The following is a 26619-nucleotide window of genomic DNA, read 5'->3' as shown; positions in this document are numbered from 1 at the left end:
CCTCATGGCAAAAGAAAAATTTGACCGCAGTAAGCCGCACGTGAACATCGGAACGATTGGACACGTCGATCATGGAAAGACATCTCTGACTGCAGCGATCACAATGACACTCTCATTAAAGGGTGGTGGATTATCAACAGTTCGTACATTCGATTCTATTGATAATGCTCCAGAAGAACGCGAACGCGGTATTACCATTGCTACTGCTCACGTAGAATATTCCACTGAAAATCGTCACTACGCGCACGTTGACTGCCCAGGCCACGCTGACTATGTGAAGAACATGATCACCGGTGCTGCACAGATGGACGGTGCAATTCTTGTTGTTGCCGGCACAGACGGACCAATGCCGCAGACAAAAGAACACATTCTTCTTGCCTATCAAGTTGGTGTGCCGAAAATCGTTGTCTTCTTGAACAAGGTTGACATTGCTGATCCTGAACTTCTTGATCTTGTTGAAATGGAATTGCGCGAATTGCTCACTTCCTATAAATTCCCCGGTGATGAAATTCCGATCATTCGCGGATCAGCAACAAAAGCTCTTGAAGCATTTGCTGCAAACAAACCGATTGACGATCCGGCCTATAAACCGATTCTCGATTTAATGGCAGCAGTTGATTCTTATATCCCGGAACCCAAACGTGATTCTGAAAAGCCGTTCTTAATGCCGATCGAAGACGTATTCTCAATTACCGGTCGTGGGACAGTTGGTACCGGTCGTGTTGAACGCGGTCATGCAAAAGTTGGCGATGAAGTTGAAGTGATTGGTCTTGGCGCACATAAGAAAACAGTTATTACTGGTGCAGAAATGTTCCGGAAAGAACTAGATGAAGTTCGTGCTGGTGATAATGCAGGTATCCTGTTGCGCGGTATTGAAAAGAACGATCTCGAACGCGGAATGGTTGTTGCAAAACCTGGTTCCATTACACCGCACAAAAAATTCACTGCACAGGTGTACGTGTTAAAGAAAGAAGAAGGTGGACGTCATACACCATTCGTAAACGGATATCGTCCTCAGTTCTATTTCCGTACTACTGACGTGACCGGTGTTGTCACCATGCCTGCCGGCGTTGAAATGGTTATGCCCGGTGACAACGTTGATAACATGCAGATCGAACTGATCTCTACCATCGCTATGGACGAAGGTCTCCGTTTCGCTATTCGCGAAGGCGGACGCACAGTAGGTGCCGGCGTTGTAACAAAGATCGTTGAGTAATAAAAATAATTCTGTCAAAATCCCGATGTGCAACGGTGCGCATCGGGAAATTGCACAAGGAGAAGAGAAACATTGGCTGGTCAAAAAATTCGTATCAAATTGCGCTCGTATGATCATAACTTGATCGACAAGTCAGCAGAAAAAATCATCAAAACCGTGAAATCAACCGGAGCAGTTGTATCCGGACCGATTCCGCTTCCGACGCGGCGTTCGGTGTATACGGTAAACCGCTCTCCGCACGTTGATAAAAAGTCGCGTGAGCAGTTTCAAATTAAAAAACACAAGCGACTGATCGATATTTTGTCATCCGGTTCAAAAACCGTTGATGCATTGATGAAGCTCGATCTGCCAGCCGGTGTCGACGTAGAAATTAAAGTGTAACAGGTTGAATATCATACCAGCAACAACATTTTTGTTCAACCAATAAGTTAGAAAGTTCTCAAGGAGAATATACCTGTGAGTGGAATTTTAGGAAAAAAGATAGGCATGACAAGCGTTTACGATGACAACGGTGTTTCCGTACCGTGCACCGTTATTGAAGCTGGGCCATGTTTTGTCACTCAGATTAAAACAAAAGATAAAGACGGCTACGATTCAATCCAGTTGGGTTACGATCAAAAAGCAGAACGTCTTGTCAATGAGCCGTTGAAAGGCCATTTTGCGAAAGCGGGAGCGAAAGCACTTCGTCTGCTACGTGAATTCCGGAATTTCAATGGAGTAAAATTGGAACTGGGTCAAGAGCTTCGTGTTGATGCAGTGTTTACTCAGGGCGATACGGTTGATGTATCGGCTCGATCTAAGGGTAAAGGATTCCAGGGTGTTGTTCGTCGACATCATTTTGCTGGTGTTGGTAGCCAAACACACGGACAATCCGATCGTCAGCGCGCTCCTGGTTCTATCGGCGGATCGTCGTATCCTTCACGTGTATTCAAGGGAATGCGCATGGCAGGCAGAATGGGATTCGACAATGTCACTGTAAAAAATTTGAAAGTTTTGAAAGTTATTCCGGAATCAAATCTTATCCTTGTGAAAGGTTCAATTCCCGGAGCAAAAAATACGTACGTAACAATTACAAAGTAATTTGATTGCAGGAAGCATCTGCTATGAATATTGAAATCTTAAAAAAAGATGGCACAAAGTCCGGCGAAACTGTAGAGTTGAAAGCGGATATTTTTGAAATCGAACCGAACGATCACGCGATCTATCAGGCAGTCCGTTCATACTGGGCAAACCAACGCCAGGGAACGCACAAAGTAAAATCGCGTAACGAAGTTCGCGGTGGTGGGAAAAAACCGTTCTCGCAAAAGAAAACTGGTCGGGCCCGTCAAGGTACAAGTCGTTCACCATTGATGCCGGGCGGCGGTTCGATTTTCGGACCAAAACCGCACGATTATGTTGTGAAACTTCCTGCAAAAGTGAAACGTCTTGCCCGTAAATCCGCTTGGTCCTATAAAGCGAAAGACAAACAGATTGTTATCGTGGAAGATTTTTCATTTGATGCACCGAAAACAAAAGAGATGTCAACGATACTAAAATCACTTCAGATCGGCGGAAAAAAAGTATTGTTGCTCACATCAAAGACGGACCTGGGCGTGTTGAAATCAGGACGCAACATTCCGACCTTAAATATTTTAGAAGCAGCAAAAGCTTCAACGTATGATATTCTCAACAACAACGTTGTTCTGATCCTGAAAAGCAGCGTTGATGTTATCAATAAAACATTTGCAAACTAATTAGTAACGGCAGCGATTATGGCAGGAATCCTTATACAACCTTTGTTGACCGAAAAAATGACGGAATTGACAGCAAAACGTCAGTACGCATTCAAGGTCAATCCAAACGCAAATAAAATTACCATCGCTAAAGCCGTTGAGAAAAAATTCAACGTCAATGTTACCAGCGTGCGCACCGCCAATGTGAAAGGGAAAATGAAATCACAGATGACGAAACGCGGACGCATTGCGGGAAAACGCAGCGACTGGAAAAAAGCAATCGTCACGTTGAAAGACGGACAAACAATTGATTTTCTGGCTAACGTTTAACGAGAAGAGTAAGATATGGCATTACGTAAATTAAAACCAACTACTGCTGCAACGAGATATTATTCGATTGCAACATTTGAAGAGATTACCCGGTCGACACCGGAAAAATCACTTCTCGAAAAAATCACCAAGTCCGGTGGACGAAACAGTCTCGGACGTGTTACATCGCGACATCGCGGGGGTGGACACAAACGTCGTTATCGCGTGATCGATTTCAAACGCGACAACCGTAATATTGAAGGTAAAGTTTTTTCTATTGAATACGATCCGAATCGTTCAGCGTATATTGCATTAATCCATTATGTTAACGGTGACAAGCGTTATATTATTGCACCGGAAGGTTTAAAAGTTGGAACAACAATTATCGCAAGTGAAAAAGCAGACATCGTTGTTGGAAATGCATTGCCGCTGAAATCCATTCCTGTTAACACACAGGTGCATAACATTGAACTTCGTCCCGGAAAAGGTGGACAAGTTGCACGCGGAGCCGGAAATTTTGCAACAGTTCAGGCGAAAGAGGGTGGTTTTGTTTTGTTGAAATTTCCTTCGGGCGAAGCGCGAAATGTTCTTGCAGAATGTTATGCCACCATCGGACAGATCGGAAATCTTGATCACGAAAATATCAGTTTTGGTAAAGCAGGTCGTTCACGCTGGTTTGGAATTCGTCCTTACGTTCGCGGTGTTGCTATGAATCCTGTCGACCATCCAATGGGCGGCGGTGAAGGAAAAACATCCGGTGGCGGACATCCAGTCAGCCCGTGGGGTCAAAAAGCAAAAGGTTTGAAAACCCGCAAACGTAAAAAACAATCAAGTCAATATATTGTAAAGCGTCGTAAGTAATTAAGAGAGTATTATGAGTCGTTCACTCAAAAAAGGTCCATACATTGATTTGCGTCTTCTTCAGAAAGTAGAAGCGCTCAACAAATCAAACAAAAAGCAAGTGATTAAGACGTGGGCTCGTGCCTGCACTATTTCTCCTGAATTTGTGGGACATACGTTTGCCGTGCACAACGGTAATAAGTTTATCCCAGTGTATGTTCAGGAAGCAATGGTAGGACATAAGCTCGGTGAATTTGCACCGACGCGTATTTTCCGCGGTCACCCAGGTTTAAGGACCGAAGCAGCGGCGTAATCATTCTAATTGGAGTCTAGTAAAATGGAAGCAAGAGCATTACAACGATTTGTAGGAACATCACCGCGCAAGATGCGTATCGTTATCGATTTAATTCGTGGTAGATCGGTCGGTGAAGCGATGAACATCCTTCATTTTCAGCCGAAGCATGCGGCAAAATCAGCAGAGAAGGTTCTTCGTTCTGCAGTATCAAATTTTCAAAATAAAGATGTCAATGCCGGTGTCAGCACCGATGATCTGATCGTGAAAGAGATTTTTGTGAACGGTGGCGCATCGATGAAACGTATTCTTCCTGCTCCAATGGGACGAGCTTATAAAATCTTAAAGCGTTCGCATCATTTAACAATAGTTATTGATAAACGAACATCCAAAAAAAAATAATTTTCAGTTGAGGAGTTACTTTGGGACAAAAAATTAATCCGGTCGGTTTTCGTTTAGGTATCATTAAGGGTTGGGACTCAAACTGGTACGACGAAAAAAATTTCGCCGGAAAACTTCAAGAAGATATGATGGTTCGGAACTACCTCCGCAACCGTTTGAAAAAAGCCGGTGTCTCTAAAATTTTAATCGAACGAACACCGAAGAATGCCCGGATTACCATCAACACTTCCCGTCCCGGAGTAGTGATCGGAAAAAGTGGAAAAGAAATTGGGCAGCTTGAAGAAGAATTGAAAAAAGTAACGAACAAAGAAGTAAAGATTCTTATCAGTGAAGTGAAACGGCCGGAGCTTGATGCACAGTTAGTTGCTGAAAACATTGCTGCACAGCTTGAAGGTCGTATCGCATTCCGTCGCGCAATGAAACAGGCGATCACAGCGGCAATGAGAATGGGTGCAGAGGGAATCCGCGTAAAATGTGGCGGACGTTTAGGCGGAGCAGAAATTGCACGCACGGAACAATATAAAGAAGGCCGCATTCCGCTTCACACACTACGTGCTGATATTGATTATGCTCATGCAGAAGCTGCAACGATCTATGGTAAGATCGGCGTTAAAGTGTGGATCTGCAAAGGTGAAGTATTAGACCGTTCCGGTAAATAAATTTGAATTGCATCTGGAGTTTTGAACTATGTTAATGCCAAAAAGAGTAAAATTTAGAAAAGCACAACGCGGCCGCATGAGCGGTGTAGCAACACGCGGTGCATCGGTTGCCTTCGGTGATTACGGTTTGAAAGCAATGGAACCGGGCTGGATTTCAGCACGACAGATTGAGGCAGCACGTGTCGCGCTGACCCGATTGATGAAACGAGAAGGCAAAGTGTGGATCCGTATTTTTCCGGATAAACCAGTAACCAAAAAACCCGCAGAAACTCGTATGGGTAGCGGTAAAGGAGCTCCGGAATTTTGGGTAGCTGTCGTAAAACCCGGACGCATTATGTTTGAAGTTGGCGGAATCAAAAAAGAAGTAGCACAGGAAGCATTAAAATTGGCAACACATAAACTTCCCATCAAAACAAAGTTTGTATCACGTATCGACCTGGTAGCGTAAGGAAATAGAACATGAAATCACAAGAAATTCGACAAATGACCAATGAGGAACTCAGCAAACGCATCGAGGAAAATCTCGATATGCTTGCAACATTAAAGTTCCAAAAAGCAACCAGTCAGGTTGAAAACTCATCAAAGTTTACTTCGCTTCGCAAGGAAAATGCGAGAATGAAAACGATCATTCGTGAACGTGAACTTGGTAAATCAAACGTTGCAGCAAAGTAAGAGAAGAGAATACTCAATGGAAACACGAAACAATCGTAAAACCAGAACCGGAAAAGTCATCAGCAACAAAATGGCGAAAAGCATCGTTGTTGTCATCGAACGCAAAGTTGCTCATCCGCTGTATAAAAAATATTTTAAGCGTACAACAAAGTTCTATGCTCATGACGAAAAGAACGAAGCCGGTGTAGGCGATACTGTAAAGATCATGGAAACACGACCGCTCAGCAAATTAAAACGTTGGCGCCTGGTCGAGATCGTTACGAAAGCGAAATAATTGAACGATAGACGATAGAAAGTTCGGAGACGACAATGATTCAAGAAGAAACCAATTTAGTTGTTGCAGATAATTCAGGTGCAAAGAAAGTCCGTTGCATTCGTGTACTTGGCGGTCACGATCGTCGGTACGCATCAGTCGGCGATCTTGTTGTGGTATCGGTAAAATCTGCTATCCCGGGTGCGGGTGTGAAAAAAGGGGAAGTATCGCGTGCCGTTGTTGTTCGCACCACAAAAGAAGTCGGTCGCAAGGATGGATCCTACATTCGTTTTGACGAAAATGCCGTTGTGTTGATCAATCAGCAGAACGAACCGCGTGGAACTCGTATATTCGGACCCGTTGCGCGCGAACTTCGCGAACGTCAATTCATGAAGATCGTTTCACTTGCTCCCGAAGTATTGTAATTCAGAAAGAGAACTCATCATGCACGTAAAGAAAAATGATATCGTTGTAGTCATCTCCGGAAACTCCAAAGGCAAAGAGGGTAAAGTGCTGAAAGTATTTCCGGAAAAAAATCGAGTGATCGTTGAAGGTGTGAACATTATGAAGCGTCACACAAAACCTTCCCAGAGCAATCCGCAGGGCGGAGTCGTTCAGAAGGAAGCTCCAATCCATTCATCCAACGTGATGTTGAAAGATCCAAAGTCCGGCGAAAAAACCCGCATTGGATATGCCCGCACAAAAGATTCAGTCAGCGGAAAGAAAAAAGTAATGCGTGTCGCTCGGAAAAGCGGAGAAATGTTTTAATTTTTTAATCGGTGTTACGCGCCTCTGCCGTCAGGCGGAAATAACGTAGCACACAACAACAAACGACCATGGCAAAAGAAAAGAAACAGCACAAAGAAGAGAAAAAGGGACCGGGAGTACGTGAAGCCGGCGTGTATCCGCGCCTTGCCGAGAAATATAAAAAAGATATCATTCCTGCAATGATGAAACAGTTCGGCTATAAGAACGTGATGCAGGTTCCAAAACTCGAAAAGATCTCTGTGAACATCGGCGTCGGACAGGCAACACAAGATGCAAAATTATTGGATGTTGCCGTTGGTGAATTGGAAACGATCACCGGACAAAAAGCAGCCATCACGAAAGCGAAAAAAGCTATCTCCAATTTCAAACTCCGTCAGAATCTGCCGATTGGTGCTCGTGTTACGCTGCGCAGCAACATGATGTTTGAATTCTTAGATCGTTTGATCAGTTTAGCAATGCCGCAGATCCGCGACTTCCGCGGAATCTCTGACCGTTCGTTTGACGGACGCGGTAACTATACGCTTGGAATTAAAGAACAAATTATTTTCCCAGAAATTGATGCAGATCGCGTTACAAAGATTTCCGGTATGGATATTACATTTGTTACGACGGCTAACACCGATATGGAAGCAATGGAACTTTTGAAATTATTCGGCGTTCCATTTGTAAAACGTGAACAACCAGTAGCGAAAGCAAGTTAAAGGAACAGTATGGCAAAACTCAGCTCAATTGCGCGTCAAAAGCGTCGTGAAAAATTGGTGGCAAAGTATGCTGCTAAACGTAAAGAATTGATCGAAAAAGGTGATGTTGAAGCATTGCGTCTTCTTCCGCGCGACAGTAACCCCACTCGGTTACACAATCGCTGCTTTCAGACAGGCCGTTCACGCGGTTATTTCAGAAAATTCGGCCTTGGACGTATGGCGTTCCGAAAATTAGCACACGAAGGAAAAATTCCAGGTCTTACGAAAGCAAGCTGGTAACAAATTAGGAGAACGGTTTAGAATGGCTCATTCAGATCCAATCGCAGATTATCTTACACGTCTTCGCAACGCAATTCAAGCGAAGCACAAAAAAGTTGAAATCCCTGCTTCCAATGTGAAACGGGAAATCACCCGCATTCTTGCGGAAAATAAACTCATCACAAAGTATGATGTTGTCGCTGATGATAAACAAGGTACGATCCGAATCGCATTAAAATATTATGCGGGTTCTAACGTGATCAAAGGTTCGCGTCGCGTTAGTACGCCGGGCCGCCGTGTTTATCGTCAAGTAGAAGATCTGCCGCGCGTCAGTAACGGTTTGGGTCTTGCGATCGTTTCAACATCAAAAGGTTTGATGTCCGATAAACAAGCTCGCAAAGAAAATGTCGGTGGAGAAGTTCTCTGCCTTATTTGGTAAAAGGAGTTTAAAACGTGTCACGTATAGGTAAAAAACTTATTACAGTTCCGAGTGGCGTAACGGTCTCCGTGAATAACGGCGTAGTTACCGTCAAAGGAAAAAACGGAGAACTCAACGAACGACTTCATCCGAATGTCGGCATTGAGATCAAGGGCAACGAAGTAACAATTACTCGTAAGACGGAAGAACGTGCGAATCGTGCGATTCATGGCACCACCCGTGCGAACGTTGCCAATATGGTGAAAGGTGTTGCCGAGGGATTCTCCAAAAAATTGGAATTGGTCGGCGTTGGTTACAAGGCAGAAATGAAGGGGAAAAATCTTGCACTCGCACTCGGATTTTCACACCCTATCTTATTTCGTGCACCGGAATCAGTGAAGATTGAAACTCCGACTCAAACAAGCATCACTATCACTGGTTATGATAAACAACTTGTCGGACTCATTTCGGCGAAGATTCGTTCCTTCAAACTTCCTGAACCATACAAAGGTAAAGGAATAAAATACGAAGGTGAAGTGCTCCGTCGTAAAGCCGGTAAAACAGCAGCAAGCTCGAAATAACAATTTTGTGAATTGAGATTATGATAAAAAAAGACACTACAAAGCGGCGTTTACGAATTAAACAAACGATCAAAAAGAAAGTTTTCGGTTCCACGGAGCGACCCCGTTTTTCCGTCTATCGCAGCTTGAACGAAATTTACGGTCAGATCATCGATGATGTCACCGGAAAAACAATCGTTGCTCTTTCGACGAATGCAAAAGAAGTAAAACAAGAAGTCGCTGCTGTGAAGACGAAGATTGAACAAAGCACGCTGGTAGGCAAGTTGCTTGCAAAAAAAGCGATCGAGAAAAATATCAGCGCAGTGGTGTTCGACCGTAACGGATATTTATATCATGGTCGCGTGAAGGCATTTGCAGACGGTGCACGCGAAGGCGGATTGAAATTCTAAACTGTTGGTCGTGCTGTCCAATTGTCGTGTCGTCCAATGGCAGGACAGCGCCCTTTGGAGGCGTTAATCTAGGTTCGAATCCTGGCACGACAGCAAAATTTTACGAACAAAAATTACATGTGAGGATTTACTTTGGCTCGAATAAAAACAAGTGATCTTGATCTGAAAGACAAACTGGTCCACATTAACCGTGTTGCAAAAGTGGTGAAAGGTGGTCGTCGTTTCAGTTTTAATGCTATCGTCGTCGTTGGTGACGGGAATGGGTATGTAGGGATCGGACTTGGAAAAGCAAACGAAGTTGCAGATGCTATTTCCAAAGGGACAGATGATGCAAAAAAGAACGTTGTGAAAGTTCCGTTAATTAACGGCACAGTTCCTCACGACGCCCTTGGAAAATTCGGTGCAGGGAAAGTGTTGCTTCGTCCTGCAGCGCCCGGTACCGGTTTGATCGCTGGCGGCGGAGTTCGCGCAGTGTTGGAGATGGCAGGAGTGAAAGATATTCTGACAAAGCAAATGGGATCGGCTAATCCGCATAACGTTGTGAAGGCAACATTGCGTGCATTGCTTTCCATGCGCGATGCAAGAATGGTTGCAGCAGAACGCGGAATTTCCGTGCAAGAACTTTTTCAAAACTAAACTTAGTGTGAGCGACAATGGCAGCGCCGAAAAAAATTAAAATTACACAAAAGGTCAGCATTATAGACACGCTGGCAAAACATAAAGCAACGATCAAAGCGCTTGGACTTGGTCGTCCGAATTATTCTGTAGTCCATACCGAGACTCCTCAGATTCGTGGAATGATCAATACGGTCCGCCATTTGGTGACCGTTGAAGAAGTTAAATCATAATATTTTTTGAAGATGCCTGCCTGCCCGGCAGGCTAGCGAGCTCCGGCTCCGGGGCGTTAGTACTTCACAGGAGACAATAATGGCAAATATTCTCAGCAACTTAACATACGCAGTAGGTTCACGCAAAAAGAAAAAACGCATTGGTCGCGGACAAGGTTCAGGACACGGCGGAACATCGACACGCGGTCACAAAGGACAGGGCTCCCGTTCAGGCTCCGGTATCAAAAGAAATTTTGAAGGCGGACAGATGCCGCTTGTACGACGGTTACCGAAGTTCGGTTTTACACCGCGCAATCGTGTTGAATATGCTGTCGTGAATGTTGAATTGCTGCAAAAGCTTGTCGACGATAAAAAAATTACCGATGGAATAATTTCTCCTGAAGTTCTTGTGAACATTGGGACAGTATCTGATAAACGAGCACCCGTAAAAATTCTGGGCGATGGCGAGTTAAAAGCAAAGTTGACAGTAACTGCACATAAGTTCAGCAAGTCTGCTGTCGAAAAAATTACAAAAGCTGGTGGAACAACAAAAGAAATCTCAAACGAAAAAGTTGCTGCTTAACTTAATCTGAATATTATCAATGAGTAAATTCACCGAAAGTTTTAGAAATATTTTCAAGATCGAAGAGCTTCGAACGCGCTTGCTATTCACCGCAGGGTTGTTGATCGTTGTCAGACTTGGATCGCATGTGACACTGCCCGGCGTTGATGCCGGTGTACTTGCTGATGCAATGCGCAATCAGTCTGATAATACCCTCTTTGGATTGTACGATCTGTTTGTTGGCGGTGCGTTTAGTAATGCCGCAATTTTTGCATTGGGTATTATGCCCTATATCAGTGCCTCTATTATTATCCAATTACTCGGGGCGGTTGTTCCGTTCTTTCAGAAATTGCAAAAAGAGGGAGAAACAGGTCGTAAGAAGATTAATCAATACACCCGGTTGGGGACGGTAGTGATTTCAATATTACAGGCATGGGGTGTCAGTGTTCGTTTAGAGAGTTTGAATGCGAATGGAATACCGATTGTACCTATTGAAGTGCAGGGATTTTTCTTTGCATTCAGCACAATGATTTTTCTGACCGCAGGAACAATGTTCATGATGTGGCTTGGAGAACAAATTACGGAACGCGGCCTCGGTAACGGTATTTCGTTGATCATTTTTATCGGCATCATCGCGCGTTTTCCTCATGCTGTTCTTGATGAGTTCCAATTGGTCAGCTCGGGTGCACGCCCGATTATTATTGAATTGATTATTTGGGCGGCAATGTTGTTGATCGTGGCTGGAGTTATTATGGTCACACAAGGTACGCGCCGAATTCCGGTGCAGTATGCAAAAAGACTTGTCGGCCGCAAAGTGTACGGTGGTGTTACACAATATATACCGATGCGTGTCAATACCGCTGGTGTTATGCCGATCATTTTTGCCCAATCATTAATGTTTATTCCCAGCACAATCTTGACATTTTTCCCTGACAGTGAATTTGTCGGATCGATTGCCGGATATTTTCAATACACATCGTTCACATATTCATTCTTTTACGGATTGATGATTGTGTTCTTTACATATTTTTATACGGCAATTGCATTCAATCCGAATGACGTTGCAGATAATATGCAAAAGAACGGCGGATTTATTCCCGGTATTCGTCCAGGAAAACATACATCCGATTTCATTGATAATATTTTAACAAAAATTACATTGCCGGGCTCAATCTTTTTGGCGATCATTGCCATTCTTCCTGCGTTCATGGTGAAGTTTGGAATTACATCAAGCTTTGCATCGTTCTTTGGCGGAACAAGTTTGTTAATCTCTGTCGGTGTCGCACTCGATACACTTCAACAGATCGAATCGCACTTGATGATGAGACACTATGACGGCTTTATGAAGAGCGGCAAAATAAAAGGTCGTATCGGTCGATAATGGCTGCTAGTATTAAATCTCCGGCTGAGATAGAATTGATGCGAGAGAGTTGCCGGATCGTTGGTGATGTTATAAAGCTGATAGGGACGCAAGTGAAGCCGGGAATTTCTACAGGAGAGCTAGATGCGATGGCGGAAGATTATATTCGCAGTTGCAATGCAGAACCGGCGTTTAAGGGATATGGTTCGGATCCCAAAAATCTTTTTCCAGCAACGTTATGCATATCGGTTGATAGTGAAGTAGTTCACGGAATCCCGGGGCAGCGAGTGTTGAGAGAGGGAGAAATTGTCTCGATTGATGTTGGCGCGAAAAAGAATGGTTTTTTTGGGGACGGGGCTTTTACCTTTCCGGTTGGACAGGTAAGTGAAGAGAAAATGCGGTTAATGAGAGTAACAAAAGAATCTCTTAATCGGGCAGTTGAACAAGCGATTGATGGAAATAGGATCGGTGATATTGCCCATGCGGTGCAGGCGTTTGTTGAAGCAGAAGGATTTTCGGTGGTGCGAGATTTAGTTGGGCATGCCGTAGGAAGAGAGTTGCACGAAGATCCGCAAGTTCCGAATTACGGGAAGGCGGGGAAGGGTCCGGTGTTGAAAGAAGGAATGACTCTTGCGATTGAACCAATGGTGAATGCAGGAACATTCAAAGTGTTAACGGCAGCGGATCGATGGACGATCGTTACACAAGATGGAAGACCTTCTGCGCACTTTGAATACACGGTGGTTGTTCGCAAAGGTAAAGCAGAAGTGTTAACAATCTATAATTAATGGCAAAACAAGACGCGATAAAAATTGACGGAGTAATTTCAGACACATTGCCAAATGCGTCGTTTCGGGTAAGGTTGGACAATGGCCACGAAATTCTTGCGCATATCTCCGGCAAAATGCGTATGCACTATATTAAGATTCTGGTTGGCGACAAAGTAACGGTAGAACTTTCACCGTACGACTTGACAAAAGGCAGAATTACGTATCGGTACAAATAAGAGTGATAAAGGGACGACAATGAAAGTTCGTGCATCAGTAAAAAAGATCTGTGAAAACTGCAAGATCATCCGCCGAAAAGGCAAAGTGATGGTGATCTGCAAGAAAAATCCAAAACACAAGCAACGTCAAGGTTAAAATTTAGGAGAGTATTCAGTGGCTCGTATCGCTGGCGTAGATTTACCAAAAAACAAACGTTCCGTAATCGGACTAACTTACATCTTCGGCATTGGTGACACCGTTGCCAAAGAGATTCTTGCAAAAGCAGGAGTGGATGAAAATAAAAAAGTCGGATCGTTGACTGATGAAGAGGTCAATAAGATCCGGACGATCATCCAGACCGATTATAAAACAGAAGGCGCATTGCGTGCCGAAAACCAAATGAACATCAAGCGTTTGATGGACATTGGAGCATATCGCGGCCTGCGTCATCGTAAAGGTTTGCCGGTGCGAGGACAACGCACACGTACCAATTCTCGTACGCGTAAAGGTAAACGTAAGACTGTAGCAGGAAAGAAAAAAGCAATCGCTAAAAAGTAATTAGTTCTCTGAAAGGAATATTGTGGCTAAACAACAAACAGCGCCGACAGTTGCGGCAAAAAAGAAGAAAAAAATTCACGTTGACGTGAATGGAAAAGTGTATGTCAAAGCAACATTCAACAATGTTATTGTGACGATCACGGATACCTACGGAAACACGATCGCATGGTCGTCCGCTGGTAAGAACGCATTCAAAGGCTCGCGGAAGAACACACCATTTGCCGCACAAGTTTCTGCTGAAGCGGCTGCGAAAGAAGCGTACGATCTGGGACTTCGCAAAGTGGAAGTGTTTGTAAAAGGACCCGGTTCCGGACGTGAAGCGGCGATTCGTTCGCTGCAAACGGCAGGTCTCGAAGTGACGATCATTCGAGACATGACACCGATTCCGCACAACGGCTGCCGACCGCCGAAACGACGTAGAGTGTAATTTTATATCTTTCTTATTAAGGAAATTAAAACAGAATGGCACGTAATACCGGTTCAGTAACAAAACAATCCCGCAAATTGGGTATTGCTCTCAGCAGCAAAGCAAGCAAATTCATGGAACGTCGTCCGTACGGCCCAGGCCAGCACGGAAAAGGAAAGCGTACCAAGGTTTCGGAATACGGCTTGCAGCTGAAAGAGAAACAAAAAATGAAATATATTTACGGGGTGCTTGAACGCCAATTCAGAAACTACTTTGAAAAAGCAACCCACATGAAAGGCAAAACGGGCGATAATTTGGTGAAGCTGCTCGAACTTCGTCTTGATAATGTTGTGTACCGGATGGGATTTGCTCCAACCCGACGCAGTGCACGCCAATTGGTAACGCATGGCCACTTTAGAATCAATAAGGAAAAAGTGAACATTCCATCGTTTCAATTAAAGACCGGTGATGTTATTGCTGTTCGCGAAAAAAGCCGGCAACTTGACATCATCCATAATGCCATGAAGCGCGTAAAAGATGCTTCGGTGTATACATGGGTGAGCTTGGACAAAGCTGCCATGGCTGGTACATTTTTACGCGTGCCGGAACGCGAAGAGATTCCGATGCTCGCAAACGAACAGCTCGTTGTTGAGTTGTACTCGAAATAACTTAATTGAATTTTTTCTTTACTTGGTGAGAACCAAACTATGAGCAATACACAATTTCAAATGCCGGAAAATGTCCTGCTGGAAGAATCATCCGGCACCGACCGTTTTGGTAGATTCATCGTCCAACCGTTGGAAAAAGGATACGGGGTCACAATCGGAAATGCATTGCGACGCGTACTTCTTTCCTCGCTTCCAGGATATGCAATCACAGCAATCCGTATCGAAGGCATCGTTCACGAATTCACAGCTCTTCCGGGAATCGTAGAAGATGTAACGGATATGATCCTGAATTTAAAGCAAGTTCGCTTGAAAGCGACCAACAAAAAAGTTGGCAAAGTGACTGTCCATTTAAAAGGTCCAGGAAAATTTCTTGCCGGCGATATTCAAAAAGCGACCCCTGAAGTCGAGATCTTGAATCCCGAACTTCACATTGCAACCTTGAATAAGGATGCCGATTTCGAGATTGAATTCCGTATCGGTCGCGGCAAAGGATACGTCACTGCTGAAGAAAATAAAATGCCGGATCAGCCTGTAGGAATGATTACGATCGATTCTATTTTTACGCCGATTGTGAATGTCCGATATAATGTTGAATCAACACGCGTTGGCCAGCAGACAGATTATGAAAAATTAGTGTTGGAAGTTGAGACGGATGGCTCCATTGTACCGAAAGACGCTGTTGCGTATGCCGGTAAAGTGTTGCGCGATCACATTCAGTTCTTCATCAATTTTGATGCGTCACAAGAAACGGAAAAAGAAGACAATGAACGCGACGAAGAAATTTCACGCATCCGCAAAATTTTAATCACACCGGTAGATGAGCTCGAACTGTCCGTTCGATCCCATAACTGTCTGCGCGCAGCGGATATTAAAACATTGGGTGATCTTGTCCGTAAGGATGAATCGGAATTGTTGAAATTCCGTAACTTCGGACGTAAATCGCTTGCTGAATTATCAGCAATCGTAGAAGTAAACAACCTCACATTCGGCATGGATGTGGAGAAATATTTGAAAGACAGCGACTAAAAGGAATTATTGCAATGATACACGGACGATCAGGAAGAAAATTACAACGAACCGCAAGCCATCGCAAAGCATTGTTGAACTCGCTTTCAACATCATTGCTGCGTCATAAGAGAATTCAAACAACATTGGCAAAAGCAAAAGAAACGCGTATGGTTGTTGAGAAATTGATCACGCGTGCAAAAAATGCAGTTGCAAAAGAAGTTGAAGGCGGACCAAAAAATATTCACGCGCGTCGTGAAGTGGCTCGACATATCAATGATAAAGAAGTTGTGCAGATGCTGTTCAATGAGATTGCACCCAAAGTTGCATCACGTCCCGGCGGTTATACTCGCGTGATCAAACTCGGACAACGTCTTGGGGACGGTGCGCATGTGGCAATGATCGAACTGGTGGATTTTGCGCTTGGCATGGATACGCCGGCAGAACCGGTGAAAAAGAAACAAGATCGTCGTGCTCGTGTTAATCAGAAGAAGAGGGCGAAGAGCGAACCCGATGCAGAAGCTGGTGAAACAGCCTCGGCATAAAACGTATAACCAAAGGATAGCAAATGCTATCCTTTGCTCTTCATAGTGAATTATCAATCGAGTGTGTGTGAAGTATGAAAATTTCTACTGTTGATTTTGTTGTTGGCGTAGCAAACTTAAAACAACTTCCCAAGACCAATCTTCCCGAAATAATTTTTATCGGTCGCTCCAATGTCGGCAAATCCTCGTTGCTCAATAAATTATGCAATCGAAAAAATATTGCACGTGTCAGTGCAACGCCGGGAAAGACTCGCGAGCTGAACTACTATCTGATCAATAAAGAACTCTATTTTGTTGATTTGCCCGGCTACGGATATGCAAAGGTTGCCGAACATGTGAAAGCCGGCTGGACACAAATGATCGAAGAGTTTTTTCACACTCGCAGGCAAATTGCGCTTGCCATTCAAATTGTTGATGCCCGGTTAGGACCAACCGAACTGGATAATACCATGATGGGCTGGCTCGACTTTTATAAAGTTCCGTTTCTTCTTATCCTGACCAAAGCAGATAAACTTCCGAAGAACAAACTCATTACCCAAATGAATACCATCGGTGCACAACTGAGCAAGTATAAACATCTTGTCGGCCTCCAGCCGTTCTCAGCAGTGACCGGCGACGGCAGAATCGAATTGTTAAAAACGATCGATCGCCAGATTGAAGAAAAAGAACTTCCTTCAACAAAACTTGTCACAGCAGTAGCGTAACCATCGTGACACGCATTACCGTCCACCCCGCACGGTTATTTTCTTACAATCCTAATTTGTGAGGAGCACATACTTATGAAAAAACGATTATTTACCCCAGGTCCAACACCTATTCCCGAAACAGTAATGCTGAAAATGGCAGAGCCCATTATTCACCATCGCAATCCGGAATTCAATGAAATTCTTACACGCGTCAATCAAAATTTGAAATATCTTTTCCAGACTGAGCAACCCGTTTTGACGTTGACATGCTCGGGAACTGGCGGAGTAGAATCAACATTTGTTAGTTTATTTTCGCCTGGCGATAAGATCATAGCATCAAACGGCGGAAAGTTTGGCGAACGCTGGGTAAAAATGCCGAAGTCATTTGGCCTAAACGTTGTCGAGATTAAAGTGCAATGGGGAAAAGCGCCGACCGAAGAACAGATACTGACCGCCTTAAAAGCAAATCCCGATACAAAAGCAGTGTATCTTACACATAGCGAAACGTCAACCGGCGCAGCAACAGATGTGAAAGCCTTGGCCAAATTGATCCGCGAAAATTCCAACGCTCTTGTTTGCGTTGATGGGATCACCGCTGTCGGTGCCCATGAAATGCGTTTTGATGAGTGGGGTATTGATGTGTGTGTGACCGGATCGCAAAAAGGATTGATGATTCCTCCCGGACTGGCATTTGTTGCAGTCAGTAAACGGGCTATCGAAGCAATTGAAACTTCAAAATTACCACGATTCTATTTTGATTTGAAAAAAGCATTGAAATCATACGCAGATAATGATACGCCATGGACACCAGCAGTGTCGCTTATCATCGGCGTTGATGCTGCTTTACAAAAAATTCGCGAAGAGGGAATTGAAAATGTCTGGGCACGTCATAAACGTTTAGCAAATGCTATCCGCGCAGGTGTTGTCGGTGCCGGACTGAAATTGTTTTCCGATTTTCCGTCGTTTGCTGTTACTCCGGTATGGGTTCCTGAGGGAGTAGAATGGAAACAGTTTAATAAGATTCTTAAAGGAAAGTATGGAATTACCATTGCCGGCGGACAAGATGATTTTACTGGAAAAATCTTCCGCGTTTCTCATCTTGGCTATTATGATGAACTGGACATGATTACGATGATTGGTGCATTGGAAATGACTTTAAAAGAATGCGGCCATAAATTTGATATGGGTGCCGGTGTAAAAGCAACATTGAACTCGTTAATGACGGCATAACAAACTAGAAGTTACCTTATCACTTATTCCCCAACCTCACCGTTGGGGAAATTATTTTTACAGACAATATGAAAATACTCATTACAGATCCAATTGAACAAAGTTGTGTCGACATCCTCACCCGTGAAGGTTTTCAAGTAGATTTGAAGCCCGGTCTGCCTGCTGATGAGATTAAGGCGATTATCCATGATTACGCAGCACTGATTGTTCGAAGTGGGACAAAAGTAACAGCGGATATAATAGAGAAGGCAACATCAATGAAAGTGATCGGCCGTGCCGGTGCCGGAGTAGATAATATTGATTCTGTTGCGGCATCGCGTAAAGGTATTATTGTGATGAACACACCTGGTGGAAATACACTTTCCACTGCCGAACATACGTTTTCGATGCTGATGGCAGTAGCGCGAAACATTCCGAATGCGCATGCGAGTTTGGTTGCGGGCCGTTGGGACCGAAAAAAATTCATGGGAACAGAACTCCACGGAAAAACACTAGGAATTGTCGGGATGGGAAAGATCGGGCGTGAAGTTGCTACCCGTGCTCAAGCATTTGGAATGACAACAATCGGTTATGATCCGGTGTTGAGTGCTGATGTTTCGTTGAAGATGAATGTTGAACTTGTCTCTCTCGACGAAATCTATCGACGATCAGATTTCATTACAGTACACACTCCGTTGAGCGATGAAACTCGTGGATTGCTGAATGAACAAACCATTGCAAAATGTAAGAAAGGTGTTCGTCTCATCAATTGTGCCCGCGGCGGAATCATTGATGAAGCAGCGTTACTGAAAGCACTTGACAACGGGCATGTTGCCGGCGCCGCGCTTGATGTCTTTGTTGAAGAACCTCCGAAAGATTTCACACTTGCAAAGCATCCAAAAGTTGTTGCAACACCTCATCTTGGTGCATCAACGGAAGAAGCACAAGAGAAAGTCGCCATACAGATTGCTGAACAGATTGCTGATGCGCTGAAAGACCGCGGTATTGTTGGAGCTGTAAATGCCGCAGCATTGCAAGCGGGCATGCCAAACGAAATTAAACCATATCTGTTACTTGCTGAAAAACTTGGTTCATTGCAGGCCCAGGTCATGAAGGGTCAATTAAAAGAATTATCGATCGAGCTGAGCGGGGAATTGCTTCACAAACATTCCGAACTGATCAAAGCGGGAGTGTTACGAGGACTCTTTTCAAAATTGATGAGCCAGCCGGTCAATTATATCAACGCACCGGTTCTCGCACAATCCATGGGTGTTCGCATCAGCGAAAAGAAGATTACGGACGCAGAAGATTATGCAAACTTGTTGACAATCGGTTATAAAACGGAATCGGAACAACGTTCGTTTGCCGGCACAGTATTCGGTGGCAAGATTTTAAAATTTGTCCGGCTCGACAAATATTCTATCGAAGGAACACCTGACGGTACATTCCTCTATTATACGAATATCGATAGACCAGGCATGCTGGCCAAGGTCGGAGCAATTCTTGCTGAAGCGAATATCAATATTGCAGGATTATCACTGGGACGTTCTGGAATAGGTGAACGGGCACTGACTGTAGTAAATGTTGATACACCAATTCCGGATTCAATCTTGCAAAAGGTCGCCTCACTGGATGGTGTCTTTAATGCGAAAGTGGTAATATTATAAATGGTTGAGAGTAAAAGTAAAAATCCCTCGACGTAGTCGAGGGATTTTTACTTTTAAAGTGGTTTGCCGAGGACTTTGGTGAAGTTATCTCTATAACCACGACTGAGGATCACTTGAGTGTTATTCTGTAAAACCACTTTATACTCTCCGTTGAAGTACGGCTGCAGTTCTTTGATTTTTTCAACATTGATCATAGTACTCCGGTGGATTCGAATGAACTTCTGTGGATGGAGTTTTTCTTCAAGACTATTCATTGTTTCACGAACAAGGTGAGCTTCATTTCCAACATGCAGCTTCACATAGTTTCCTGCCGCTTCCATCCAATCAATTTCTTCAATCCGTAAAAAAATGATCCTTCCGTTGGTTTTCACAATCAACCGATCCAATTTGGAGGGAGTTTGTTTCATTGAATCCAGTAACGTCTTTATCTGTTCAGTGGTGACTTCAGATTGTGTCTGCGATATTAATAATTTGCGGGCATGTTCAACCGCTTTTCTAAAACGTTCTCGGTCGTACGGCTTTAGCAGATAATCTAACGCATGGAATTCGAATGCTCGCAATGCAAATTCATCATAGGCCGTAATGAAAATAATACCAGGTAACGGATTCACTTTTAAATGCTGCAGTACTTCAAAACCGGTCATTTCCGGCATTTGAATATCAAGGAATAAAAGTTCGGGGTTGAATTTTTGGAATGATGCGACTGCTTCGTGTCCGTTAACGCAGACATCAACAATCTCAATATCAGGTTCGCCGTCAGCAAAAAGTTGAACTTTTTCGCGTGCGAGAGGTTCATCATCAACGATGATTGCGCGAATCATATGTTTGGATTAACAAAAATTTGTGGTGCGTGCAATTCAGGGAATTTAATCCGTTAACATACGAAATGGAATGGAAAGAGTTACACGTAAACCACCCGTTTCTTTGTTTGTGAAGGTAAGAGAATGGTTATTTCCGTAGAGGATTTTGAGGCGTTCTAGAGTATTTTTGATTCCATAGCCTTTGGTAAGATTTTCTTGGAGAGAATTGGAGAATCCTTTGCCGTCATCTTCAATTTGAAGGAAGAGTTTTTCTGCGATACGCCATGAAGACGCAATGATTGTTCCTTGTTTAACGTTTGGTGCTATACCGTGTTTGATTGCATTTTCCAGCAATGGTTGTGCCATCATGCATGGAACAAGAGCATCAAGCGTTTCGGGATGAAAGTTCGTCTTCACGATGAGTCTGTCACCCATTCTTGTTTTTTCAATCAGAAGATATCGTTCAATGAAGGCGATATCATCTTTTAATGGAACTTCTTGAACATTCATTCGTTCCAGTGAAATTCGAAGAAGATCTCCCAGATAGGTTAACATTTTGTCCGCTTCATCAACACTTTTATACATCAAAGAAGATATTCCGTTGAGCGTATTAAAAAGAAAATGTGGCTGAAGCTGCTGATGCAGCGTACGGATTTGCGCTTCTTTTAATTGTACTTCCAGTTGTGATGCCCGCAATTCTCGTTCAGAATACTTTCGGAAATAATCGAATGCAAAATGAATGGCAATGATGATACTGTAATAGAGGAGGCGGTACACGTGATTAACGCGGGCAATGGAGTTGATGACATAATCAATGTAACTGACATTGGGCATCTTTTCAAAAATTCCCCCATACATCCAGGGGACAAAAGAATGCACAATAAAAATATATGTGGAGTAGATTGGGATATGAAGAAATGTAAAGAATAGACCGACGAAAATATGGATAATTAAAATGAGGATAAATGGTAGCTGCCGACTAGATATTTTTTCTGCAAGCCAGATGATGAATGGGGTCAACAACAGCCATAAGTACGCTGCGATAACACGATCGACAAAGACATTGATGACTTCATTCCTTGTCGGTTTTGGCGCTGCTGTTTCATATGAATCTGCATAAATTGACTGAAGAAAAAAGGCAACACCTAGGATTGTCAGAAATCCGAAGTAGAACAATAATTCTGTTCTATATTTTTCCCAGTATGTTTTAGTCATCATAAAACTGCGTTACATCGTCCATCGAGTGTAATCAATGTTTCGTAAAAACTCCACCCCAAAAAACTATCGGCGTGAGTCGGCATACAATCCATTCGATTTTTTCGATTCGCCAAATGAAGGGGTAGCAATTGCATTCCGTGGAAGCGCAGAATGTAATCGTAGACTCTCCTCATCAAGTTTCTTTACTATTTCTTTTACTTCTCCTGCAAATGGTGTTTCTCTGCTTGTTAACAACCAATTAATATTGCAACCCAAATCGATCAATTTTACCAACAGTACCGGACCGGGTAAACTTCTTCCGTTGAGATAACCTGAATAAAGTGTTGAGGGATTCATTTCAAGCGCTTCTGCAAATTTTTTCATCGTACCGTATCGTTTGTAACCGAATAACCGAAGGTTCTGTGCTACCTCTTTTTTATTGAGCTTCATACTGCCTCCTTAATGTAATGTGAGATGCTGCGTTTCTGTATGTCAATAATAGGCAACCACACGTGAATTTAAAAACAATTTGGGATGAACAGGTGTAAAGAGGGGGTAAAATGCGACCGGTAGTGACAAAAACAGCTAATTTTTTACGATGAAAGGGGATACAATACAATTGTTATAGTTAGCCTGAAAATACTGAACAAAAATGATGTGACCCTTGACAATTGAACCCGCTGTCCCTATATTCAATTGAGCAAGTGAATAAATATTAATTAATAGGGAATAAAATATAAAAATTGTTTCCCCCTTCTCATTAAACCAAAATCAACGTACGAAGAAATTATTATTATCATTTCATTAAACCGAACCTACATCATAATTACTATTACAACATAACATAACTTAATAGTTCAAAAAACATAAGGAGACCCCACCAATGATTTTGAACAGACTTCATTTACTGTTCGCTGTTGCTGTCGTTACGATGGCAATGGTACTTGTGAGCTGCGTAGAAATTCCCGACAAAGCTCCCGATCCACCAGTGCTCAACGCAGAATATCGTTTTATTTCTGTTATGCCTGATGGTTCAATTCCTCCTACAAGCATAAAAATTGCCGAAGGTCCGGATTTTACGACATATAAATCGTATAACCTTGCTGCCAATACAATCGCAACAAATTATCAAACGTTTCTTTCCGGCAGTAAGCGAATTGTATTTGGGTCACTCGATACATTTCGTGTGACATTCGAAACTGATCAACGTGCAACATTAGCGTTTGCGGAAACAAAAACTGGTGCATTCCAGGCGTTGAAGCTTGCGCATCGCTATACATTTGCGCCGAATGGTATTGCCGACACATCGATCGTACGCTTCATTAATCTAGTACAAAAAGCACAAGACACTATCGACGTATGGCGATCGGATAGTACTCTTGCTTCAGGTATTGTTAGCAATAATAATGTTTTGTATGGTGCCTCCAGTGGATGGATAAAAATTCCCGCAGGTAAATCCTATAAATTCTTCTTTACTGATCCCAGTATTGCAAACAGAGTCTATAAAGATTCTATTATCCTTAGTGGCGCATCCCGAAAATTCTATACGGTATTTGTCTATGATAAATTTGACTCTACAGGGACCGACAAGACTCTAAAAGTGAAAGTAAAAGTCTTAGAAGATTTATGATCAGCCTTGATAACGACACTATGTATAAAACTAATGAAGCATCAAGAGGAGAAATTATGAAAAAGTTTTTATTGTCTGTACTGATCTTCTCAATTATCCCAACGCTGATCTTTGCCGCATCCGGTAAGATTCGCGGTCAGATACTTGATGACAAGACCAAAGAAGCGCTTGTTGGCGCTAGCGTGGTGATTGTTGGAACCAATTACGGTGCGGTTACCGATGTCGATGGTAACTTCATAGTTTTGAATGTCCCTCCCGGCACTTATGCTTTGCGGGCATCATTCATTGGATATCAAAACACCACAGTCAACAATATTAAAGTCAGCGAAGATTTATCAACGGAAATCAACTTCCGATTGATATCATCTGAAGTGCAATTGAGTGAAGTGATTATTATCAACGATCGACCGTTGGTGAATAAAAACGCAACGAACGCTGTTCGCATTGGTACCCAGGAAGATATTCAGAAACTTCCTATTCGCGGTGTTCAAGCTGCAGTCGCTCTTTCACCTGGAGTCGTCCAGCAAAATGGCAACCTCTATATAAGAGGCGGCCGTTCGGACGAAGTGGGATATTATCTTGAAGGTGCCAACACCAGAAGCATTGCAAATGGAACCAATTTAACAACTGTTATTCCGGATGCATTGGAAGAATTTCAAGTACAAGCTGGCGGATACACTGCTGAGTACGGTGGTGCAAACTCTGGTATTGTGCGTCAATCTCTGAAAACAGGCGGACAAGAATATAAGATTAGTATACAAGGAGAAACTGATAATTTCACCCCGCAATATAAAAAGGCACTCGGTACATACTCCTATGGATATAGCAACTATACAATGACCATCGGCGGCCCGATTCCTGGTATGAAAAATGTGAAATTCTTTGTTGCTGGCGAAAATCAATTCCAACGAGATAATCAGGTGCTCTTTTGGGAAGGATTTACGATGAAGAATCTTACAGACCTTAGTTCAGCGACAACCCCAAAGTTTGTGAAAGATGAGTTAACGATTAAACCAGGAAATATTCCTGGTCTATCAAATCGTTATACCACCAATGGTACTTTGTCGTTTGATCTTCAACCATTCTTAATTCGTGTTGGTGGTTCATTCAGTCGACAGAAAACACAAAACACAGCTGACATCTTGACGAATTTGTATGCAACAGAACGACTTGGAATTACTGATGTGAGCAATCTGCTGTTGAACACAAAAATCACACATATTCTGAACACAACTACATCGTACGATTTTAATGTCAGTTATATGGATAACCGGACAAAAACATACGATCCGGATCATGGTGATAATTTCTTCAAATATAACGATAGTCTGGAAAATGCGAAGTACGGATATACATTTAAGAATTACAATACCGGACCGACACAATATAATTTCTACAATTTCGGTGTAAATAGATTCGGTACGACGCAAGCAACGTTTAATAAAGGGAAACAAACTCGTTATGGTGCGTCATTTGATATTACAAGCCAGGTGAGCAGCGAGCATCAATTAAAAGTTGGTGCATCCATTGAAGAGTATCGCGTCAGCAACTATACAACAGCCTCCAGTGCGTTACTCGGTTATTATCGCAATAATCCTGATGATGCACGGACTGCCGGACTAAAGCGTGATTATGCTATTGCACAAAATGGTGCCGTAAATAATTACGGTTATGATTGGTATGGAAATGAATTGTCTGATATCGACAATATTGACGGCCCGAAAGCTCCGCGATATATCGGTGCATATTTACAAGATAAGATTGAATATTCTGATCTTGTTGTTAATGCTGGTGTTCGTCTTGATTATATCGACAATGATGATATCCGGTTCATCGATGATCCAAACACAACAAATATTACTGAAGGACCGGAAAATCCATCGGTTGATAATACCATCTTCACAGCATATCCTGTTTATAAGGCTTCGGGTATTGCAAAGTCCAAAGCGTTTGTCGGTGTTAGCCCTCGTTTAGGATTTTCATTCCCGGTTTCCGATAGAACTGTGTTCCATTTGCAATATGGCAAGTTCATTCAATCACCACAGTTAAATCTTATTTATCGCGGCCGTGGAAACCAAGCGACTATTTTTAGCGGTGGCAATTTCATACCAAATCCAGTTGGATTTAATATCCAACCGGAGCGCACGACAACGTATGAAGTTGGTTTCACGCAGCAATTTACTGAAAACGCTGCGTTTGATATCACTGGTTTTTATAAAGACATCAATGGTCAGATTCAAATACAGAGAATCACGACCGCCGTCGGATCTCCGGTTGCCGGGTATAACACTTATGCGAACGGTGATTTCGTGACGACAAAGGGTGTTGAAGTTAGTTTGCGTTTACGACGTATTAATCGGTTGAAAGCGCAATTCAATTATACATACTCCGATGCGCAAGGTACAGGTTCTGCAACAAACTCGGCTGTTTCATCAGTAGAATCTGGGACATTATATCCTTCAGTGATTTCACCCTTGGATTTCAATCAAACACATAAGGGTTCTGTCAATCTTGATTACTCATTTGACAAAGGTGATGGCGGACCAATTCTTGAACAAGTAGGGACGAACATCTTATTTACCTTCAATAGTGGACATCCGTTCACACGTTCTACCGGAAGTATCGGTCAGCAGGGAGCATCCACTGGTGCACTTGTTGAATCTGATGCTCGATTTAGCGTACCGCTCGAAGCAATCAATTCATCAACAACGCCTTGGGTGTTTAATTTTGATGCCAGACTATACAAAGGAATTGAAATTGGCGGAATCAACGCAGAAGTATACGTCTATGTTCAGAATTTAATGAATACGAAAAACGTCATTAACGTGTATCGTCGTTCCGGTAACGCATATGAAGACGGCTTCTTAAGTAATCCGGATCTTAGCGCAAGCATCGTAAATCAATTAGGCCCCGGTTATGTTGAGTTGTATCGAAATATTAACCTGGTGAATGGTCGACACTATCGCACAGTAACAGGGAACAACCTTTACGGAACACCGCGCCAAATTCGTTTTGGTATGCGCTTAGAATTATAATGTGAATT

Annotated in this window: 39 protein-coding genes and 1 tRNA gene; 37 read left to right on the top strand and 3 right to left on the bottom strand. The window is 43.0% G+C overall.

From position 1 onward, the window contains the following. Positions 1-4 precede the first annotated feature (4 nt). The 35 genes from tuf to serA all read left to right on the top strand — a co-directional run bounded on the left by tuf (position 5) and on the right by serA (position 19949). Positions 5-1216 carry an elongation factor Tu gene (gene tuf / locus WDA22_09720; GenBank protein ID MFA5833744.1) on the top strand — a complete coding sequence of 404 codons (1212 nt, stop codon included), beginning with the start codon at positions 5-7 and terminating at the stop codon, positions 1214-1216. Positions 1217-1288: 72 nt separating this feature from the next. Continuing rightward, positions 1289-1597, top strand: coding sequence for a 30S ribosomal protein S10 (gene rpsJ, locus WDA22_09715; GenBank protein MFA5833743.1), 309 nt, complete (start codon positions 1289-1291; stop codon positions 1595-1597). A gap of 75 nt (positions 1598-1672) precedes the next feature. After that, positions 1673-2296, top strand: a complete 624-nt coding sequence (gene rplC, locus WDA22_09710) for a 50S ribosomal protein L3 (protein ID MFA5833742.1) — start codon at positions 1673-1675, stop codon at positions 2294-2296. Positions 2297-2319: 23 nt separating this feature from the next. Beyond that, a complete protein-coding gene (gene rplD / locus WDA22_09705) occupies positions 2320-2949 on the top strand; it encodes a 50S ribosomal protein L4 (protein ID MFA5833741.1) in 630 nt (209 codons plus the stop codon). 18 nt (positions 2950-2967) lie between these two features. Beyond that, on the top strand, positions 2968-3258 hold the full coding sequence (rplW, locus tag WDA22_09700) for a 50S ribosomal protein L23 (protein MFA5833740.1): 291 nt from the start codon (positions 2968-2970) through the stop codon (positions 3256-3258). A gap of 15 nt (positions 3259-3273) precedes the next feature. Then, the gene (gene rplB, locus WDA22_09695) at positions 3274-4098 is read left to right on the top strand and encodes a 50S ribosomal protein L2 (GenBank protein ID MFA5833739.1); all 825 of its coding nucleotides are present in this window, start codon (positions 3274-3276) and stop codon (positions 4096-4098) included. A 13-nt stretch (positions 4099-4111) separates the two neighbouring features. Beyond that, positions 4112-4390 carry a 30S ribosomal protein S19 gene (rpsS, locus tag WDA22_09690; GenBank protein MFA5833738.1) on the top strand — a complete coding sequence of 93 codons (279 nt, stop codon included), beginning with the start codon at positions 4112-4114 and terminating at the stop codon, positions 4388-4390. 24 nt (positions 4391-4414) lie between these two features. Then, positions 4415-4771, top strand: a complete 357-nt coding sequence (gene rplV, locus WDA22_09685) for a 50S ribosomal protein L22 (protein MFA5833737.1) — start codon at positions 4415-4417, stop codon at positions 4769-4771. A gap of 20 nt (positions 4772-4791) precedes the next feature. Further along, positions 4792-5430 carry a 30S ribosomal protein S3 gene (gene rpsC / locus WDA22_09680; protein MFA5833736.1) on the top strand — a complete coding sequence of 213 codons (639 nt, stop codon included), beginning with the start codon at positions 4792-4794 and terminating at the stop codon, positions 5428-5430. A 28-nt stretch (positions 5431-5458) separates the two neighbouring features. After that, positions 5459-5878, top strand: coding sequence for a 50S ribosomal protein L16 (rplP, locus tag WDA22_09675; GenBank protein ID MFA5833735.1), 420 nt, complete (start codon positions 5459-5461; stop codon positions 5876-5878). A gap of 11 nt (positions 5879-5889) precedes the next feature. Next, a complete protein-coding gene (gene rpmC / locus WDA22_09670; GenBank protein ID MFA5833734.1) occupies positions 5890-6102 on the top strand; it encodes a 50S ribosomal protein L29 in 213 nt (70 codons plus the stop codon). A gap of 16 nt (positions 6103-6118) precedes the next feature. After that, entirely contained in the window at positions 6119-6376 is a 258-nt protein-coding gene (rpsQ, locus tag WDA22_09665; GenBank protein MFA5833733.1) for a 30S ribosomal protein S17, read from the top strand. Between the two features lie 35 nt (positions 6377-6411). Further along, complete coding sequence (gene rplN / locus WDA22_09660; protein MFA5833732.1) at positions 6412-6780, top strand: 50S ribosomal protein L14; 369 nt, start codon at positions 6412-6414, stop codon at positions 6778-6780. Between the two features lie 19 nt (positions 6781-6799). Beyond that, positions 6800-7123, top strand: coding sequence for a 50S ribosomal protein L24 (gene rplX / locus WDA22_09655; GenBank protein ID MFA5833731.1), 324 nt, complete (start codon positions 6800-6802; stop codon positions 7121-7123). Positions 7124-7191: 68 nt separating this feature from the next. Next, a complete protein-coding gene (rplE, locus tag WDA22_09650) occupies positions 7192-7824 on the top strand; it encodes a 50S ribosomal protein L5 (GenBank protein MFA5833730.1) in 633 nt (210 codons plus the stop codon). A gap of 9 nt (positions 7825-7833) precedes the next feature. Beyond that, positions 7834-8103: a 30S ribosomal protein S14 gene (rpsN, locus tag WDA22_09645; GenBank protein MFA5833729.1), complete on the top strand. Its 270-nt coding sequence runs from the start codon at positions 7834-7836 to the stop codon at positions 8101-8103. Positions 8104-8125: 22 nt separating this feature from the next. Next, on the top strand, positions 8126-8521 hold the full coding sequence (gene rpsH, locus WDA22_09640) for a 30S ribosomal protein S8 (GenBank protein MFA5833728.1): 396 nt from the start codon (positions 8126-8128) through the stop codon (positions 8519-8521). A gap of 14 nt (positions 8522-8535) precedes the next feature. After that, positions 8536-9081 carry a 50S ribosomal protein L6 gene (gene rplF, locus WDA22_09635; GenBank protein MFA5833727.1) on the top strand — a complete coding sequence of 182 codons (546 nt, stop codon included), beginning with the start codon at positions 8536-8538 and terminating at the stop codon, positions 9079-9081. Positions 9082-9101: 20 nt separating this feature from the next. Next, positions 9102-9470, top strand: a complete 369-nt coding sequence (rplR, locus tag WDA22_09630; protein ID MFA5833726.1) for a 50S ribosomal protein L18 — start codon at positions 9102-9104, stop codon at positions 9468-9470. Positions 9471-9492: 22 nt separating this feature from the next. Then, positions 9493-9563, top strand: a tRNA-Gln gene (locus WDA22_09625). A gap of 39 nt (positions 9564-9602) precedes the next feature. Next, entirely contained in the window at positions 9603-10106 is a 504-nt protein-coding gene (gene rpsE, locus WDA22_09620; protein MFA5833725.1) for a 30S ribosomal protein S5, read from the top strand. Positions 10107-10123: 17 nt separating this feature from the next. Next, positions 10124-10318 carry a 50S ribosomal protein L30 gene (rpmD, locus tag WDA22_09615; GenBank protein ID MFA5833724.1) on the top strand — a complete coding sequence of 65 codons (195 nt, stop codon included), beginning with the start codon at positions 10124-10126 and terminating at the stop codon, positions 10316-10318. A 79-nt stretch (positions 10319-10397) separates the two neighbouring features. Further along, the gene (rplO, locus tag WDA22_09610; GenBank protein ID MFA5833723.1) at positions 10398-10880 is read left to right on the top strand and encodes a 50S ribosomal protein L15; all 483 of its coding nucleotides are present in this window, start codon (positions 10398-10400) and stop codon (positions 10878-10880) included. A 19-nt stretch (positions 10881-10899) separates the two neighbouring features. Further along, positions 10900-12240 carry a preprotein translocase subunit SecY gene (gene secY, locus WDA22_09605; protein ID MFA5833722.1) on the top strand — a complete coding sequence of 447 codons (1341 nt, stop codon included), beginning with the start codon at positions 10900-10902 and terminating at the stop codon, positions 12238-12240. Beyond that, positions 12240-13007: a type I methionyl aminopeptidase gene (gene map, locus WDA22_09600; protein ID MFA5833721.1), complete on the top strand. Its 768-nt coding sequence runs from the start codon at positions 12240-12242 to the stop codon at positions 13005-13007. The genes secY and map overlap by 1 nt, the downstream gene beginning before the upstream one ends. Beyond that, positions 13007-13225, top strand: a complete 219-nt coding sequence (gene infA / locus WDA22_09595) for a translation initiation factor IF-1 (GenBank protein ID MFA5833720.1) — start codon at positions 13007-13009, stop codon at positions 13223-13225. Before map ends, infA begins: the two co-directional genes overlap by 1 nt. A 19-nt stretch (positions 13226-13244) precedes the next feature. Beyond that, the gene (gene rpmJ / locus WDA22_09590; GenBank protein ID MFA5833719.1) at positions 13245-13361 is read left to right on the top strand and encodes a 50S ribosomal protein L36; all 117 of its coding nucleotides are present in this window, start codon (positions 13245-13247) and stop codon (positions 13359-13361) included. A gap of 18 nt (positions 13362-13379) precedes the next feature. Continuing rightward, positions 13380-13763 carry a 30S ribosomal protein S13 gene (gene rpsM / locus WDA22_09585; GenBank protein MFA5833718.1) on the top strand — a complete coding sequence of 128 codons (384 nt, stop codon included), beginning with the start codon at positions 13380-13382 and terminating at the stop codon, positions 13761-13763. Positions 13764-13785: 22 nt separating this feature from the next. After that, positions 13786-14190, top strand: coding sequence for a 30S ribosomal protein S11 (gene rpsK, locus WDA22_09580; GenBank protein MFA5833717.1), 405 nt, complete (start codon positions 13786-13788; stop codon positions 14188-14190). A 35-nt stretch (positions 14191-14225) separates the two neighbouring features. Further along, complete coding sequence (rpsD, locus tag WDA22_09575; protein ID MFA5833716.1) at positions 14226-14837, top strand: 30S ribosomal protein S4; 612 nt, start codon at positions 14226-14228, stop codon at positions 14835-14837. 39 nt (positions 14838-14876) lie between these two features. Further along, the gene (locus WDA22_09570; GenBank protein ID MFA5833715.1) at positions 14877-15863 is read left to right on the top strand and encodes a DNA-directed RNA polymerase subunit alpha; all 987 of its coding nucleotides are present in this window, start codon (positions 14877-14879) and stop codon (positions 15861-15863) included. A 14-nt stretch (positions 15864-15877) separates the two neighbouring features. Continuing rightward, positions 15878-16387 carry a 50S ribosomal protein L17 gene (gene rplQ, locus WDA22_09565; GenBank protein MFA5833714.1) on the top strand — a complete coding sequence of 170 codons (510 nt, stop codon included), beginning with the start codon at positions 15878-15880 and terminating at the stop codon, positions 16385-16387. Positions 16388-16461: 74 nt separating this feature from the next. After that, positions 16462-17091: a ribosome biogenesis GTP-binding protein YihA/YsxC gene (gene yihA, locus WDA22_09560; GenBank protein ID MFA5833713.1), complete on the top strand. Its 630-nt coding sequence runs from the start codon at positions 16462-16464 to the stop codon at positions 17089-17091. A gap of 75 nt (positions 17092-17166) precedes the next feature. Beyond that, positions 17167-18303: an alanine--glyoxylate aminotransferase family protein gene (locus WDA22_09555; protein ID MFA5833712.1), complete on the top strand. Its 1137-nt coding sequence runs from the start codon at positions 17167-17169 to the stop codon at positions 18301-18303. 68 nt (positions 18304-18371) lie between these two features. Then, positions 18372-19949 carry a phosphoglycerate dehydrogenase gene (serA, locus tag WDA22_09550; GenBank protein MFA5833711.1) on the top strand — a complete coding sequence of 526 codons (1578 nt, stop codon included), beginning with the start codon at positions 18372-18374 and terminating at the stop codon, positions 19947-19949. Between the two features lie 53 nt (positions 19950-20002). Here the strand turns inward: serA and WDA22_09545 are convergent, their stop codons facing one another. From WDA22_09545 to WDA22_09535, 3 genes are all read right to left on the bottom strand, one after another. Further along, on the bottom strand, positions 20003-20770 hold the full coding sequence (locus WDA22_09545) for a LytTR family DNA-binding domain-containing protein (GenBank protein ID MFA5833710.1): 768 nt from the start codon (positions 20768-20770) through the stop codon (positions 20003-20005). A gap of 45 nt (positions 20771-20815) precedes the next feature. Beyond that, positions 20816-21967 carry a histidine kinase gene (locus WDA22_09540; protein ID MFA5833709.1) on the bottom strand — a complete coding sequence of 384 codons (1152 nt, stop codon included), beginning with the start codon at positions 21965-21967 and terminating at the stop codon, positions 20816-20818. A 63-nt stretch (positions 21968-22030) separates the two neighbouring features. Then, complete coding sequence (locus WDA22_09535; protein ID MFA5833708.1) at positions 22031-22396, bottom strand: helix-turn-helix transcriptional regulator; 366 nt, start codon at positions 22394-22396, stop codon at positions 22031-22033. Between the two features lie 433 nt (positions 22397-22829). Here WDA22_09535 and WDA22_09530 point away from each other — a divergent pair, with 433 nt between their 5' ends. Beyond that, positions 22830-23576, top strand: a complete 747-nt coding sequence (locus tag WDA22_09530; GenBank protein ID MFA5833707.1) for a hypothetical protein — start codon at positions 22830-22832, stop codon at positions 23574-23576. Positions 23577-23632: 56 nt separating this feature from the next. Then, on the top strand, positions 23633-26611 hold the full coding sequence (locus WDA22_09525; GenBank protein ID MFA5833706.1) for a TonB-dependent receptor: 2979 nt from the start codon (positions 23633-23635) through the stop codon (positions 26609-26611). The last annotated feature ends 8 nt before the right edge of the window (positions 26612-26619 follow it).

It is taken from the genome of Bacteroidota bacterium, assembly GCA_041658205.1.
In the GTDB taxonomy this organism is placed as follows: domain Bacteria; phylum Bacteroidota; class Ignavibacteria; order UBA10030; family UBA8401; genus UBA8401.
This window is presented reverse-complemented; position numbering and strand designations above follow the sequence as displayed.